At 62.9% G+C, this 14,840-nt stretch carries 10 protein-coding genes and 3 pseudogenes; 3 read left to right on the top strand and 10 right to left on the bottom strand.

Annotation, left to right across the window (positions count from 1 at the left end):
• Positions 1-131: 131 nt before the first annotated feature.
• The 4 genes and pseudogenes from ACM0M4_RS05960 to ACM0M4_RS05945 all read right to left on the bottom strand — a co-directional run.
• Complete coding sequence (locus ACM0M4_RS05960) at positions 132-470, bottom strand: hypothetical protein (protein WP_011666557.1); 339 nt, start codon at positions 468-470, stop codon at positions 132-134.
• Complete coding sequence (locus ACM0M4_RS05955) at positions 470-778, bottom strand: colicin E5-related ribonuclease (RefSeq protein ID WP_170870257.1); 309 nt, start codon at positions 776-778, stop codon at positions 470-472. Before ACM0M4_RS05955 ends, ACM0M4_RS05960 begins: the two co-directional genes overlap by 1 nt.
• Positions 761-2,140: pseudogene (locus ACM0M4_RS05950) on the bottom strand (S-type pyocin domain-containing protein); the annotation flags it as partial. The gene ACM0M4_RS05955 and the pseudogene ACM0M4_RS05950, both read right to left, overlap by 18 nt.
• A pseudogene (locus tag ACM0M4_RS05945) lies at positions 2,131-2,764 on the bottom strand (hypothetical protein); the annotation flags it as partial. The pseudogenes ACM0M4_RS05950 and ACM0M4_RS05945, both read right to left, overlap by 10 nt.
• A 329-nt stretch (positions 2,765-3,093) precedes the next feature.
• Here ACM0M4_RS05945 and ACM0M4_RS05940 point away from each other — a divergent pair.
• From ACM0M4_RS05940 to ACM0M4_RS05930, 3 genes and pseudogenes are all read left to right on the top strand, one after another.
• Positions 3,094-3,669: a recombinase family protein gene (locus tag ACM0M4_RS05940; protein ID WP_003113775.1), complete on the top strand. Its 576-nt coding sequence runs from the start codon at positions 3,094-3,096 to the stop codon at positions 3,667-3,669.
• Positions 3,650-5,223: pseudogene (locus tag ACM0M4_RS05935) on the top strand (IS481 family transposase); the annotation flags it as partial. The gene ACM0M4_RS05940 and the pseudogene ACM0M4_RS05935, both read left to right, overlap by 20 nt.
• Positions 5,224-5,424: 201 nt before the next feature.
• Positions 5,425-5,808, top strand: a complete 384-nt coding sequence (locus tag ACM0M4_RS05930; RefSeq protein WP_260330245.1) for an AAA family ATPase — start codon at positions 5,425-5,427, stop codon at positions 5,806-5,808.
• Positions 5,809-6,128: 320 nt separating this feature from the next.
• Here ACM0M4_RS05930 and moaA read toward each other — a convergent pair whose 3' ends face one another.
• From moaA to ACM0M4_RS05900, 6 genes are read right to left on the bottom strand one after another with little or no spacing between them, the layout of a single operon-like run.
• A complete protein-coding gene (moaA, locus tag ACM0M4_RS05925) occupies positions 6,129-7,118 on the bottom strand; it encodes a GTP 3',8-cyclase MoaA (RefSeq protein ID WP_003092949.1) in 990 nt (329 codons plus the stop codon).
• Positions 7,119-7,174: 56 nt separating this feature from the next.
• Positions 7,175-7,993: a peptidylprolyl isomerase gene (locus ACM0M4_RS05920; RefSeq protein WP_003105307.1), complete on the bottom strand. Its 819-nt coding sequence runs from the start codon at positions 7,991-7,993 to the stop codon at positions 7,175-7,177.
• A gap of 54 nt (positions 7,994-8,047) precedes the next feature.
• The gene (gene narI, locus ACM0M4_RS05915; RefSeq protein WP_003092953.1) at positions 8,048-8,731 is read right to left on the bottom strand and encodes a respiratory nitrate reductase subunit gamma; all 684 of its coding nucleotides are present in this window, start codon (positions 8,729-8,731) and stop codon (positions 8,048-8,050) included.
• Between the two features lie 2 nt (positions 8,732-8,733).
• Entirely contained in the window at positions 8,734-9,474 is a 741-nt protein-coding gene (gene narJ, locus ACM0M4_RS05910) for a nitrate reductase molybdenum cofactor assembly chaperone (RefSeq protein WP_003122057.1), read from the bottom strand.
• 5 nt (positions 9,475-9,479) lie between these two features.
• Positions 9,480-11,021, bottom strand: coding sequence for a nitrate reductase subunit beta (gene narH / locus ACM0M4_RS05905; protein ID WP_003092958.1), 1,542 nt, complete (start codon positions 11,019-11,021; stop codon positions 9,480-9,482).
• 11 nt (positions 11,022-11,032) lie between these two features.
• On the bottom strand, positions 11,033-14,818 hold the full coding sequence (locus ACM0M4_RS05900) for a nitrate reductase subunit alpha (RefSeq protein ID WP_003122056.1): 3,786 nt from the start codon (positions 14,816-14,818) through the stop codon (positions 11,033-11,035).
• Positions 14,819-14,840: the final 22 nt, after the last annotated feature.

Genomic DNA, 14,840 nt, shown 5'->3' with positions numbered 1-14,840 from the left:
CAAATTCGCCGGGGGCTGAAGTCGGCCAGAAAGACATGGCTACTTCAGACCATCCCTAAGGGAGCTGAGCCTATATTGTTTGTAGTCCATGCAAGGGATTGCAAGCCAACTCAGCCCCAAGGTTTCCACCTTTATTTTCTGGAGGCAATTGTTACAATAAAGGCATCATGCCCAAGAGAAGCATCTTCCTCTGTACTCTCTTTCGCTCTAGTGTTATTATTATTGACATCATCAGGCACTTTTACTGGATTGACAAGCCCTTCAAATATGGCATCAAGTCTTGCCTCGAACCTCCCTACATCCTTATGCCAGATGAATCCCTCAATTTTTGAAATTGCCAACCCTTTTTTAGTTGCCAAAGATACGACTTCCAGAGTTGCCTTCGTAGTTAGCCACATCTTCCCATTGCCTTCTTTTGAAAAAAAATCTAGGCCATTGTCAACTATTTCGACAGAGTTAGGATTGATCATTACTTATTTCTCCAGATGATTCGCCCGTCAACCGCCCATGCGGAATCGTTCCGATCTGCAATTTGAATAATTTCACCTGTCCTATCGTTCACAACTATATATCCATTAGGAGGACTTCCATATACTGTTGCAGAGTCATTCCGCCCCAGCCCATCTATCGTCTTATTAGGCCGACGCTTATCTGAAGAACTACCTGTTGCACCTTTTCCGATAACATCTCTAATTTCAACCTCAGTCCACCCTCTAATTGGAATTTGCTCTCTGATCTTATCATCAATAACAACATCATGAGGGTTATGATTGAACATTATATAGATTGGCTTAACCCCCGAGCCCACCGGGAAGATCACGATCAGATCGTCCAGATCTAACGGCACTCCCGGATAGGACTCCGGCTCGGCCTGTACTGGGGTGATCGTTGCTCCCTCATACACCGGAACCGGCTGCGGTACGACCGGAGTGGTGCTTGAGGGGTTCTGGCTTCCTGGAGGGGTGGCAGGGGTCCAGGTCAAGATCAGCGGTGGTGTATTCGGCACGGTGGACTTTGCGGGAACCGTCACCTCATACCGGCCCGTCGCAGCATTGAGGGTCGCGGCGCGAACAGGCACGCCCTTGGGGACAGTTGCACCGTTGGTCAACATCGCGGCAATCTGCGATTTACCACTCGGGCTCTCTTGTGCAGCACTCGTGAGTCGTACCGGCATATCAACCGTGCCACCTGCCTTGGCGACGCTTTGCAAATCAGCCGTGCCAGGAAGCCCCAGAGCGGACGCCTCCAGTGCCAATGCATTGCGAACGCCGGCAGGAACCTTGTCACTGTCTTTACCAGCCTGGTCGGAATACAGCGACAGCACCGCGAAGGTGGCAACGTATGCGCCGGGTCCACTACCAGCAATCTGAACCAGGCGATTGACAGCATTCGTTAGGGAAGCCGCCAGGCGAGCCGTCTCCACTGCCGCACTACCAAACCCGGCCACCGAAACCAGCGGCGTAGAGGTAGCCGGCATCGCCAAGGTGTTCGCAGCCTGGATGATCTGACCTGGTACTACATCGGCTGTTTTTTGCAAATCGTTGGTCGCCGCACGCTGTGCCTCGGCTACCGCTGCCGAAACCTCCTTGGCTTTGGCCTGCAGCTCTGCTTCGGTCTGCTGGGCATAGGTGTTCACCTTGGCATAGGTGCTTTCAGTGAATTGTCGAAGGGTTGCTTGTGCAGCTTGCGAAGCCGCCTTGGTGGGGCTTGCCTTGACCTGGGCGGTTAGCCTGTTGACCTCGGTTTCGACCTCGGCGGCCGCATTGGCAGCAAACTGAGCCAGCGCTTGTTTTCGTGCTGTCGAAAACGCCGTGGCTTCGTTGACGATCTGCTTGACTTTGGTGTTGAAAGCCGTGACCTGGGCTTCTCCACTGGCCTGTGCTGCCAAGGCAATCTGATTCCGAAATGCCGCGCTGATCAGGTTCTGGCTGGACGAAATCTGGCTGTTGGCTTGTTGCTGGGCTTGCGCTGTCTTGACCTGCACCGCCTGGGTTGCCGAGGCGACTGCACCACTGACCTGGGTGGAAACCTGAGACAGACTAGCATCCACTGCTTTCACACGTTGCTGGACCTTGGTGGCGGTCGGAGTGGTGATCGCGTTGAAGTCGGCACCGAGCTGTTGAGTGACCTGCTGGGCTTGCGCCTCCATTGACCGGGCTTTACTCTCCAGTGCTTGAGACGTTTGTTTCAAGATAGCGATTTGCGCCTTATAGATATCAGCGCTGTACGCTTTGGCCAGCTCACTCATATGTCGATCAAGGAACTCTCCATAGAACTTTCGACTGGCTAGCAACTGATTCTGGTACATCGCCTCTGACTTCTGAGGAAAGTCTGAAGCCGTATAAAGATTGGCCGGGCGATCCTCAATGGCCTTTAGCGATTTTGCTTTGGCATCCATGAGTGCATCAACGATACTCTTTTCATCGCGGATGTCATTGGCACTGACCGCTTTAACTGGCAACCCCGCTTCACTCTTGAGTTCATCCACCTCCTTCAAGGTTTTATTCTTCAGGTTTTTCTTGAGTTCTGAATGGGACTTATCAAGAGTATCTCTTAGCCTCCTGTACTCTTGCATTCCAGGGCCAACATACGGGCTTGGTCCTGGCGGGACAAATGGTGGAGTACCGTAGCTTGACCGACCTGGAATGTACTGGATTATGTCTAGCCCACTAGCCTGTACATGCGTAATAACCATCGACCCAGGCTCGTAACCATTATCATTTCCTCTGGTCACGACAAGTGGTGGCGCACTATTATTTGTCATGAATGGCTTTCCTATCGAAAGAGTTGAACCAATATATTTACAGAACCTTCTTGAGCGATGCAGTAGTAGGTAGAAAATGCACGGCAATAGGCCGGCCAGATGCGGCAATCAACTGCAATATCTCAGTTTGAAGCTCTACGATGGTTGCACTCCATTCTTCCCTTTGCGGTATCGCTCCGTTCGTGGAAGCGTCCATCAGACGACCGTTTTCTGGACGCCAGCCTCGTTCCCCTTGGCCGCCCCCAGAAACCGCGTACTTTTAGTCCAGTAACGATTTCTCGCTTTCAAAATTCACCTATGCTGCCTTTCGCGCATTTCTGAACGAAATCATGCTGATTGGGTACGTGCGCATTTCCACCGACGATCAACTACTGGACCTGCAACGCGATGCGATGGCCAAGGCGGGTTGCGAGCGAGTGTTCGAAGACACTGCCAGCGGCGCCAAGGCCGATCGAATCGGCCTGGCCGCGCTTCTCGCCAATCTAAGGCGGGGCGACACGGTGGTGGTCTGGCGGCTGGACCGGCTTGGCCGCTCGATCAAGGACCTGATCTACCTGGTCGAGCAATTGGAGGATGCCGGCGTGGGTCTGAAGAGCCTCCAGGAGAACATCGACACCACATCCACCGGAGGGCGTTTGGTTTTCCACCTCTTTGCCGCGCTAGCCGAGTTCGAGCGCAACCTGATCCGTGAATGCACCCATGCGAGACTATCTGCAGCACGTGCTCGCGGTCGGCTGGGCGGCCGCAAGAAACGCCTGGATCCCGCCAAGCGCAAAGTCGCCCTGAAGCTCTATCACGAGCGCCAATACACCGTGGTGGAGATCTGTCGGATGATGGGAATCGGCCGCTCGACGCTCTACAACTACATCACCGAGGCAGAACGGAATGCCCACCAGCAGGCGTAAGGCCATTCCCGTCGATTCGCTGCTGCAACGGAGGCAGCGCCTGGATCACTTGCCGAAGAAGAGCCCGGAGCGGGCCCGTCAGGTGGCCCTTGTAGCTGAACTGTACGGCGTTTCCTCCAGTACGGTCTATCGCGCCCTGGTCCTTCTGCACAGGCCTAGGCAGCCCACCGCTCCGACCAGGGCAAGCCCCGCGTCCTGCCCCAGGCGGAACTGGAGCGCTACTGCGAACTGATTGCGGCGTTGAAGCTGCGCACCACCAACAAGCAGGGGCGGCATCTATCTACACACCGCGCCATTGAGCTGCTGGAAGAGTACGGTGTAGAAACTGACCGGGGCCTCATTGTTGCCCCAAGAGGCGTACTCCACAGACCCACCGTCAACCGATATCTATCACATTGGCGATTAAGGCCTGCTCAACTGTCCCGGGAGCCAGGCGCAACTCGGTTCCAGGCTGAGCACAGCAACGATTGTTGGCAGTTCGACATGTCGCCGTCGGACCTCAAGCATATTGAGCATCCGCGGTGGATCGATCCCGCCAAGGGCGACCCCACCCTGATGCTGTTCAGCGTGGTGGATGACCGCAGCGGTGTGGCCTACCAGGAATACCACTGCGTTTATGGTGAGGATGCGGAGACGGCACTTCGTTTTCTGTTCAACTCGATGGCGCCGAAAGCGGACCCGAGTTTTCCCTTTCAGGGCCGGCCCAAGCTGATTTATCTGGACAACGGTCCGGTGGCCAAGCGTCGCGTTTTCCAGAGCGTCATGCGGGCGCTGGGCATCGAGTGGCAGACACACATCCCTGCCAGCAAGGATGGAACGCGCACCACGGCCCGCTCGAAAGGCAAGGTCGAACGTCCTTTCCGCACAGTGAAGGAAGCCCACGAGACCCTGTACCACTTCCACAAGCCGGAAACCGAAGCCCAGGCCAACGAGTGGCTGTTGCGCTACCTAGTGCGCACCTACAACCAGCAGACACATCGTGCCGAACCCCTTTCACGGATCGAGGACTGGATCACCCATGTGCCAACAGAGGGGATCCGTGAAATGTGCTCATGGGATCAGTTCTGCCGCTTTGCTCGGGAGCCCGAGCGGCGCAAAGTCGGGCCTGATGCCCGAATCACCACCGACGGTACCGCGTACGAGCTTGAGCCAGAGATGGCCGGCGACTACGTCGTGCTGCTCTGGGGGCTGTTCGACGATGAGCTGCATGCCGAGTTCGATGGCGAGCGGTTCGGTCCTCACTACCCGGTGTCCGGCCCCATTCCGCAGCACCGCTACCGGGCTTTCAAGCGCAGCAAGGCAGACGAGCGCTCGGCTCGTATCCGATCTCTCGCGGAGCAGTTGGGGCTGCCGATCACGGCGCTTTCCGGGGAAGATGTACGACTAGAGCCCGGTTCTACTGACTCGACGCTCCCCATCCAGCCCTTCGTTTTCGAGCCCCAGGAATCCCGCATTGCGGCCAAGCCGGCTATCGCCGAGGAACTGGTAATGCCGCTGGCCAAGCTTTCAATGGATGACCGCGCCTTCATCGACCAGGTGCTGAGCGAGACCCTGGCTACGGACTGAGCCCCCTCGAATCAGGCGGGCTATTTCGAAACCACCCATCATCAGCAGTTGATGAGAGACATCCGCGGCGCCATCTTCGAAGGCCGGCTGATCGCCCTGTGGGGTGTGATCGGCAGCGGCAAGACGGTGATGCTGCGTCGTTTGTAGCACCTGCTGGAAGAGGAAAAGAAAGTCACGGAGTCCAGATCGATGGCCATCGAGAAGCACAACATCAAGCTGGCCACCTTCATCGCCGCGCTCTTCTATGGCCTTTCCACCCAGAAACAGGTACGCATTCCCACCCAGATCGAAAAACGGGATCGCGAACTGTACGAACTGGTAAAGAAGAGCAAGCGCCCCGTGGCCCTGTTCGTTGATGAAGCCCATGATCTCAATGGCCATACCTTGACCGGTCTGAAGCGACTGCTCGAACTGGCCGAAGACGACAGCGGCCGGCGACGCTTGTCCATTGTCCTGGCTGGCCATCCCAAGCTGTGTAACGATCTGCGCCGCCCCACGATGGAAGAAATTGGTTACCGCACCGACATTTTCGAGTTGCAGGAAAAGATGCAAAGTGCCGGATTACAGGTATGAGCGTCAGTCGCAAAGAGCCTGAGCCCGCGGTAACGGATTGCAAGCCCGGCGCACGGATTGCAAGCTCGCTCGCAATTAATGTGAGCCCGCCTCCCCCGTCAGTCGCAGATAATCTGAGCCCAAAATCGCGCTGATTGCGAGCCCGCCGGTTTTCGACTGCAAGCCGCTACAGCTATGTGATCGCGCGCAGCTCCAGCGACGGTTATGCCGTGATGTTTTCCTGGGGTGAGCTGTACAGCAGCGAGACCCTGCTGGCCTACCAGAAGAGCGGCCTCGCCCTGGCCGCTGGCGAAGGCCCGCTGGAGGCGCCCCGAGTCGCCTCAGCCGCCGCTCATGTTCATGAAGCGCAGCACCTGCACCTCGCCGGCGGCGCTGAATTCATGGCGCGCCGGCTTGCGCTGGAGCGCCTCGCCGATCGCTTCCAGCAACGGTCCGTCGTGCAGTGGGTGGCGGCGCAGCAGCGCGCGCAGGTCGAGCGAATGCTCGTGGCCGAGGCACAGCAGCAGGCGGCCCTCGACGGTCAGGCGCAGGCGGTTGCAGGTGGCGCAGAAGTTGTGCGAGTGCGGCGAGATGAAGCCGATACGTGTCTGCGGATGCTCGACCAGGCGCACGTAGCGCGCCGGCCCGCCGCTCTGCTCGGCGCTGTCGAGCAAGGCGTGGCGCTGGGCGATCAGCGCGCGTACTTCGTCGCTGGAGCAGAAGCTCTCGCCACGTTCGCGGCCGACCTGGCCAAGCGGCATCTCCTCGATGAAGCTGATATCCAGGCCGCGGGCGATGGCGAAGTCCACCAGCGCCGGCACCTCATCGGCGTTGCGCCCCTTCATCACCACCGCGTTCAGCTTGATCCGGCGGAAACCGGCGGCCTGGGCGGCGTCGATGCCGGCCAGCACCTTGTCCAGCTCGCCGTTGCGGGTGATCGCCCGGAAGCGCAGCGGATCGAGGGTATCGAGGCTGATGTTGAGACGCGACAGGCCGGCGTCGTACAACGGCCGGGCGTAGCGCACCAGTTGCGAGCCGTTGCTGGTCATGCACAGTTCGCGCAACCCCGGCAGTGCCGCCAGGCGCTCGCACAGGCCGACGATGCCGGGCCGCACCAGCGGCTCGCCGCCGGTCAGGCGCAGCTTGCGCACACCGCCGGCGACGAACAGCCGGGCGACCCGCTCGATCTCCTCCAGGGTCAGCACCTGCTGGCGCGGCAGGAAGCGCATGTCCTCGGCCATGCAGTAGACACAGCGGAAGTCGCAACGGTCGGTGACCGACAGGCGCAGGTAGTCGATCTGTCGGCCTTGGCCATCGATCCAGTCGGTCATGTCCTGGGTACTCCGATTGATGTGCGGGAGGGAGAGGGAAACATCGGCACCGAAGGCTATTGCACCAGCGCCCCATCCGCGCCCTCGAAGGCGAAGCCCTCGATACAGGCGTCTCCCGCCAGCACGCCGATGTACTGCCCCACGGCCCGCTGCAACACCTGCGCTTGCAGGTGCGCGGCGATCTGTGCGCGGGCCGCGTCGAAGTCGAGCGGCTCGCCGCCTTCGCGCGCCAGCAGTTCCACCACATGCAGGCCATAGCGGCTTTCCAGCGGATGCTCGAGCAGCCCGGGCGCGCGGCGCAGCAGGCGCTTCTCGAATTCGGGGACGGTCTGCCCCGGCTCGATCCAGCCAAGGTCGCCACCCGACTCCTTCGACGGGCAGGCGGAGAAACGCCGGGCCAGGTCGACGAAGCGCTCGGGATGCCCGCGCAACTCGTCGAGCAGCTCCGCGGCCTGCTTGCGCGCCGTCTCGCGGCCTTCCAGGTCGTCCGGCGCGCAGGCCAGCAGCACATGGCGCAATTGCAGGCGCCAGGGGCCGAGCAGGCGCCCCGGATTGGCCGCGTACCAGGTCCGGCAGGCGTCTTCGTCGGCTTCCGGGACCTGCACCTCTTCCTCCAGCAATTGGCGGATGCGCGCTTCCTCCGGCGTCTCGCCGTCTTCGCAGCGGGCCTCGATGCCCAGCGCGTCGGCCCGTTGCAGGAGCAACTGGCGGACGATCAGCGCACGGCAGGCGGCCTCCAGCGCCAGCGCATAGCTGTCCGCCGGGTGGTATTGCAGTTCGCGGGCCAGCAGGTCTTCGCCGATGGCCATGCCGTTGACCTTCAGTTGCGGCAGTTCGACCTTCTCGACGCGTTCTTCGTAGTGGGAGCAACTCATGATCGATCACCTCGGTTCGGCGGGCCGGCGCCGGATGCGCCGGCCGCCCAGGGTTCAGGCAGGACGTTTCTGACGCACGATCTGGTAGCGCCGGCCCAGGTACCACACCGGCGCGCTGACGATGTGCACCAGGCGGGTGAAGGGGAACAGCACGAACAGGGTCAGGCCCAGGCCGACGTGCAGCTTGTAGACCAGGCCCACCGGCGCGATGGCCTCGGCCGCCGCCAGCGGACGCAGGGTGACGATGGCCTGGGCCCAGTCGGCGAGCATCACCATCACCGAGCCATCCATGTGATGGGTCGAGGCGACGATGGTGGAGAGGCCGAGGATCAGCTGGGCGTAGAGCACCAGCAGGATCATCAGGTCGGAGGCGTTGCCGGTGGCGCGCACCCGCGCGTCGGTCAGGCGGCGCAGGATCAGTCCGCTCAGGCCGATGAAGCAGAGCACGCCGAAGAAGCCGCCGGAGACCATCGCCAGCAGTTGCTTGTTCTCGGTGCTGATCAGGTGGTGGTAGACCGAGGCCGGGGTCAGCAGGCCGACGAAGTGGCCGGCGAGGATGAACAGCACGCCGACGTGGAACAGGTTGCTGTATACCCGCATGCCCTTCTTGCTGAGCATCTGGCTGGAACCGGCCTTCCAGGTGTACTGCGAGAGGTCGAAGCGCGCCCAGCTGCCGACCAGGCAGATCAGCAGCGCGACATAGGGATAGATCCCGAAGAACAGAAGATTGGTCGACATGCTCAGACTCCTTCGCGGGCCGCGCGGTACTGCATCTGCGGTACCGGCTGGGCGACCCATTGCAATGGTTGTTCGGTGGACGCCGTCGGACGGCGGCCGCTGCTCGACGGGCAACCGCCGGCAGGGTCGGTGAAGCTCACCGGGGTTTCCTCCCAGGCCCGGTCGATGGCCTCCAGGCTGTCGTCGCGCTGTTCCTGGGCCTGGTCGCGACGCAACGCGCCGAGGTCCGGGCGCTCGCCGCCGAGTTCCAGCAACGCCTCGAAAATCGCCGCATAGGCGCTGCCGCGTTCCTCCAGGCGCAGCGCCAGCAGGCCGAGGATGTGCGCCACTTCGGCGAGCCCTTCGCTGGCCGCCGCGAACGGCAGCAGCGACAGGTATTCGAGGTACAGCGGCAGGTAGTCCGGCAGCTCCGGTACGTCGATTTGCAGGCCGGCCCTGGTATAGCGGTCGAGCAGGTCGACCATCGCCTGGCCACGGTCGCGGCTCTCGCCGTGGACGTGCTCGAAGAGCAGCAGCGAGACCGAGCGGCCGCGCTCGAAGAGACCGTCGTAGCGCGCCTGGACGTCCAGCAGGTCGCCCTGGCAGAGCTCGTTGAGCAGCGCCGCGAGGCCGTCGCGCAGCGCTTCCGGCAGTTCGCAGGTGCGGATCAGCGCATGCAGGCCGAGGCTCTCCTCGCGCAGCTCGGCGCGTGGATAGTCGAGTAGCAGGGCGAGCAGGCGGAACAGTTGGCTGTGATCGTTCATGGCGCTCACTCCTGGATCTGCACGACCTGGATCACGTCGCGGCGGTTGGTCGGCTTGCCGCCGAACAGGTTGACGGCGGAGTTGCTGCCGCCGGAACAGCCGTTGCCGAAGCTGAAGCCACAGCCGGAACGCTCGGCGAAGGCATCGGAAAGCGCTTCCTCGCGGTGCGCGCTGGGGATCACGAAGCGATCCTCGTAGTTGGCGATGGCCAGGTAGCGGTACATCTCCTCCACCTGCTCCACGCTCAACCCGACCTTGGCCAGCACCTCCAGGTCCTGGCGGCCTTCGACGTGCTCGGCGCGCTTGTAGGCGCGCATCGCCAGCAGGCGCTTGAGCGCCAGCAGCACCGGCGCGGTGTCGCCGGCGGTGAGCAGGTTGGCCAGGTACTGCACGGGGATGCGCAGCGACTCGACGTCCGGGATCACCCCGTCGCTGCCGATGTGCCCCTCGGCGGCGGCGTTCTGGATCGGCGACAGCGGCGGCACGTACCAGACCATCGGCAGCGTGCGGTATTCCGGGTGCAGCGGCAGGGCCAGCTTCCAGTCCATCGCCAGCTTGTACACCGGCGACTTCTGCGCCGCCTCGATGACGCTGTCGGCCACCCCATCCTTGCGCGCCTGGGCGATCACCGCCGGGTCGAACGGATCGAGGAAGATCTCCAGTTGCTTCTCGTACAGCTCGCGCTCGTTCTCGCAACTGGCCACTTCGTGGATACGGTCGGCGTCGTAGAGCAGCACGCCGAGGTAGCGGATGCGCCCGACGCAGGTCTCCGAGCAGACGGTGGGCTGGCCGGCCTCGATGCGCGGGTAGCAGAAGATGCACTTCTCGGACTTGCCGCTCTTCCAGTTGAAGTAGATCTTCTTGTACGGGCAGCCGGAGATGCACATCCGCCAGCCGCGGCACTTGTCCTGGTCGATCAGGACGATGCCGTCCTCCTCGCGCTTGTAGATCGCCCCGCTCGGGCAGGACGCCACGCACGCCGGGTTCAGGCAGTGCTCGCAGAGGCGCGGCAGGTACATCATGAAGGTGTTCTCGTACTCACCGTAGATGTCCGCCTGGACCTGGTCGAAGTTCTTGTCCTTGCGCCGCTTGGCGAACTCGGTGCCGAGGATCTCCTCCCAGTTCGGGCCCCACTCGATCTTCTCCATGCGCTGCCCGGAGACCAGCGAGCGCGGGCGCGCCACCGGCTGGTGCTCGGCCTTGGGCGCGGTATGCAGGTGCTGGTAGTCGAAGTCGAACGGTTCGTAGTAGTCGTCGATCTCGGGCAGGTCCGGGTTGGCGAAGATGTTCGCCAGCACGCGGAACTTGCCGCCGATGCGCGGGCGGATCGAACCGTCTGCCGCGCGCACCCAGCCGCCCTTCCACTTCTCCTGGTTTTCCCATTCCTTCGGGTAGCCGATCCCGGGCTTGGTCTCGACGTTGTTGAACCAGGCGTACTCCATGCCTTCGCGGCTGGTCCAGACGTTCTTGCAGGTGATCGAGCAGGTGTGGCAACCGATGCATTTGTCGAGGTTCAGCACCATGCCGACTTGCGAACGAATTTTCATGGCGTCTCTCCTCAAATGTCCTGGGGCAGCGGTTGCGGCAGGGCGTCGCCGCCGAGTCCGCCGTGGCGGGGTTCGTCCAGCCAGTCGACCTTGCTCATCTTGCGCACCACGACGAACTCGTCGCGGTTGCAGCCGACCGTGCCGTAGTAGTTGAAGCCCCAGGCCTGCTGGGCGTAGCCGCCGATCATGTGGGTCGGTTTGAGCACCACGCGGGTCACCGAGTTGTGGTGGCCGCCACGGGTGCCGGTGGTCTCGCTGCCGGGTACGTTCACGATGCGTTCCTGGGCGTGGTACATCATCACCATGCCGTCCTTGACCCGCTGGCTGACCACCGCGCGGCAGGTCGCCGCGCCGTTGGCGTTGAACACCTCGACCCAGTCGTTATCGACGATCCCGGCCTTGGCCGCGTCGTGCTCGCTGAGCCAGATGATCGGACCGCCGCGCGACAGGGTGAGCATCAGCAGGTTGTCGCTGTAGGTGGAGTGGATGCCCCATTTCTGGTGCGGGGTGATCCAGTTCAGGGTGATCTCCGGGTTGCCGTTGGGCTTCCTGTTCAACAGTTTCTCGGTGGTCCGGGTGTTGACCGGCGGCCGGTAGCTGACGAAGCCTTCGCCGAACGCCTGCATCCACGGGTGATCCTGGTAGAACTGCTGGCGACCGGTGATGGTGCGCCACGGGATCAGCTCGTGGACGTTGGTGTAGCCGGCGTTGTAGCTGACGTGCTCGTCCTCGAGGCCGGACCAGGTCGGGCTGGAGATGATCTTGCGCGGCTGCACCTGGATGTCGCGGAAGCGGATCTTCTCGTCTTCCTTGGGCAGCGCCAGGTGGGCGTGCTCGCGGCCGGTGATCTTCGACAGCGCTTCCCAGGCCTTGACCGCGACCTGGCCGTTGGTTTCCGGAGCCAGGGCGAGGACCACCTCGGCGGCGTCGATGGCGCTGTCGATACGCGGCCGGCCCTGGCTGACGCCGCTCTCGACCACGCGATGGTTGAGGTCGCCGACCAGCTTCACTTCCTTCTCGGTGTTCCAGCCGATGCCCTTGCCGCCGTTGCCCAGCTTGTCCAGCAGCGGACCGAGCGAGGTGAACTTGCGGTAGACGTTCGGGTAGTCGCGCTCGACCAGGTGCAGCGTCGGCAGGTTGCGTCCCGGCACCGGCTCGCACTCGCCCTTCTTCCAGTCATGGCCGTCGCCGCCGAACGGCTGCGCCAGCTCGGTGGGGGTGTCATGCAGCAGCGGCACCGTGACCAGGTCCTGCTCCACGCCGAGGTGGCCTTCGGCGACGGCGGAGAACTTCTTGGCGATGGCCTTGTAGATCTCCCAGTCGCTCTTGGCTTCCCAGGCCGGATCGGTGGCCGCCGACAGCGGATGGATGAAGGGGTGCATGTCGGAGGTGTTGAGGTCGTCCTTCTCGTACCAGGTAGCGGTCGGCAGGACGATGTCCGAGTACATGCAGGTGGAGGACATGCGGAAGTCCAGGGTGGTGACCAGGTCGAGCTTGCCCTCGGCACCGTCGTCGACCCAGTCGACCTCGGTGGGACGCGGACCGCCGGCCTTGCCGAGGTCATCGTTCATCACCCCGTTCTTCGCCCCGAGCAGGTACTTGAGCATGTACTCGTGCCCCTTGCCGGAGGAGCCCAGCAGGTTGGAGCGCCAGATGAACATGTTGCGCGGGAAGTTCTGCGGATCGTCCGGCGATTCGCTGGCGAAGCGCAGGCCGCCGCTCTTCAGTTCGCGCACCACATAGTCGGCGACCGGCAGGCCGGCGGCCTCGGCCTCGGCGGCGATGCGCAGCGGGTTGCGGTTCAGTTGCGGCGCCGACGGCAGCCAGCCGAGGCGTTCGGCCTGGATGTTGTAGTCCAGGGCGTGTTCGGCGAAGCGGCTGGCGTCGGCCAGCGGCGACAGCACCTCGTGCATCGACAGCTTCTCGTGGCGCCATTGCGAGCTGTGCAGGTAGAAGAAGCTGGTGCCGTTCATCTGCCGCGGCGGCCGGCTCCAGTCCAGGCCGAAGGCCAGCGGCGCCCAGCCGGTCTGCGGGCGCAGCTTCTCCTGGCCGACATAGTGCGCCCAGCCGCCGCCGCTCTGGCCGATGCAGCCGCACATCATCAGCATGTTGATGACCGCGCGGTAGTTCATGTCCATGTGGTACCAGTGGTTCATCGCCGCGCCGATGATCACCATCGCCTTGCCGCGGGTCTTGTCGGCGCTGTCGGCGAACTCGCGGGCGACCTGCGTCGCGCGCGCCGCCGGGACGCCGGTGATGCGCTCCTGCCAGGCCGGGGTATAGGGCGTGTCGGCGTCCTCGTAGGAGGTCGCCACGTTGTCGCCGCCCAGGCCGCGGTCGATGCTGTAGTTGGCCATCTGCAGGTCATAGACGGTGGCCACCCGCAGGCGCTTGCCGTCCGCCGCGACGATCTCGCGGAACGGCACCCGGCGCAGCAGTACCTCGTCGTTGGCGACGCCCTTGAAGTGCGGGTGCTCCTGCCCGGCGAAGTACGGGAAGGCCACCTCGCAGGCATGTTCCGGGCCATCGAGCAGCGACAGTTGCAGGCGCGTCTGGTCACCGCTCCTGCCGTCCAGCTCGGCGATGTTCCACTTGCCAGACTCGCCCCAGCGGTAGCCGATGGCGCCGGTGGGCGAGACCAGCCCGCCGCTGCGCTCGTCGTAGGCGATGGTCTTCCACTCGGGGTTGTTGTCCTGGCCGAGGTTGTCCGCCAGGTCGGCGGCGCGCAGGTAGCGGGTCGGCTTGAACGCGCCGCCGGCGTGTTCTTCCAGCAACACCAGCATCGGCATGTCGGTGTACTGGCGGCAGTAGTCGACGAAGTAGGCGCTCGGCCGGTCGAGGTGGAACTCCTTCAGGATCACGTGACCGAAGGCCATGCCCAGCGCGGCGTCGGTGCCCTGCTTGGGGTTGAGCCAGAGGTCGGTGAGCTTGGCCACCTCGGAATAGTCCGGGGTGATGGAGACGGTCTTGGTGCCCTTGTAGCGCACCTCGGTGAAGAAGTGCGCGTCCGGGGTCCGCGTCTGCGGCACGTTGGAGCCCCAGGCGATGATGTAGCTGGAGTTGTACCAGTCGGCCGACTCCGGCACGTCGGTCTGCTCGCCCCAGATCTGCGGGCTGGCCGGCGGCAGGTCGCAGTACCAGTCGTAGAAGCTCAGGCAGACCCCGCCGATCAGCGACAGGTAGCGGGCGCCGGCGGCGTAGCTGACCATCGACATGGCCGGGATCGGCGAGAAGCCGATCACCCGGTCCGGACCGTAGGTCTTGGTGGTGTAGACGTTGGCCGCGGCGATGATCTCGGTGACCTCGTCCCAGCTGGAACGGACGAAGCCGCCCAGGCCGCGCTGGCTCTTGTAGCTCTTCGCCTTGGCGGCGTCCTCGACGATGCTGGCCCAGGCGTTCACCGGGTCGCCGTGCTGCGCCCGCGCCTCGCGCCAGAGCTTGAGCAACGGCTTGCGCACCTTCGGGTACTTCAGGCGGTTGGCGCTGTAGATGTACCAGGAATAGCTGGCCCCGCGCGGGCAGCCGCGCGGCTCGTGGTTGGGCAGGTCCGGACGGGTGCGCGGGTAGTCGGTCTGCTGGGTTTCCCAGGTGATCAGGCCGTTCTTCACGTAGATCTTCCAGGAGCAGGAGCCGGTGCAGTTCACCCCGTGGGTGGAGCGCACGATCTTGTCGTGCTGCCAGCGCTGCCGGTAGGCACCTTCCCAGGCGCGGCTCTCGTTGCTGGTCTCGCCGTGGCCATCGGCGAATTCGCCCTGCTTCTTCTTGAAGAACTGCAGGCGGTCGAGCAGGTGACTCATCTTGATCTCCTCACCCGGTCTG

The organism is Pseudomonas sp. 18-147 (genome assembly GCF_051048045.1).
Taxonomy (GTDB): Bacteria; Pseudomonadota; Gammaproteobacteria; order Pseudomonadales; family Pseudomonadaceae; genus Pseudomonas; species Pseudomonas aeruginosa.
The sequence above is the reverse complement of the archived record's forward strand: the minus strand, read 5'-3'. Positions and strand labels throughout refer to the sequence as shown.

What these genes read in the sequence shown, in the direction of transcription:
- narH (WP_003092958.1), bottom strand. Translation starts at nt 11,021, where the DNA reads ATGAAAATTCGTTCGCAAGTCGGCATGGTGCTGAACCTCGACAAATGC.
- ACM0M4_RS05955 (WP_170870257.1), bottom strand. Translation starts at nt 778, where the DNA reads ATGTTCAATCATAACCCTCATGATGTTGTTATTGATGATAAGATCAGA.
- narJ (WP_003122057.1), bottom strand. Translation starts at nt 9,474, where the DNA reads ATGAACGATCACAGCCAACTGTTCCGCCTGCTCGCCCTGCTACTCGAC.
- ACM0M4_RS05960 (WP_011666557.1), bottom strand. Translation starts at nt 470, where the DNA reads ATGATCAATCCTAACTCTGTCGAAATAGTTGACAATGGCCTAGATTTT.
- ACM0M4_RS05920 (WP_003105307.1), bottom strand. Translation starts at nt 7,993, where the DNA reads ATGAGTTGCTCCCACTACGAAGAACGCGTCGAGAAGGTCGAACTGCCG.
- narI (WP_003092953.1), bottom strand. Translation starts at nt 8,731, where the DNA reads ATGTCGACCAATCTTCTGTTCTTCGGGATCTATCCCTATGTCGCGCTG.
- ACM0M4_RS05940 (WP_003113775.1), top strand. Translation starts at nt 3,094, where the DNA reads ATGCTGATTGGGTACGTGCGCATTTCCACCGACGATCAACTACTGGAC.
- ACM0M4_RS05930 (WP_260330245.1), top strand. Translation starts at nt 5,425, where the DNA reads ATGGCCATCGAGAAGCACAACATCAAGCTGGCCACCTTCATCGCCGCG.
- ACM0M4_RS05900 (WP_003122056.1), bottom strand. Translation starts at nt 14,818, where the DNA reads ATGAGTCACCTGCTCGACCGCCTGCAGTTCTTCAAGAAGAAGCAGGGC.
- moaA (WP_003092949.1), bottom strand. Translation starts at nt 7,118, where the DNA reads ATGACCGACTGGATCGATGGCCAAGGCCGACAGATCGACTACCTGCGC.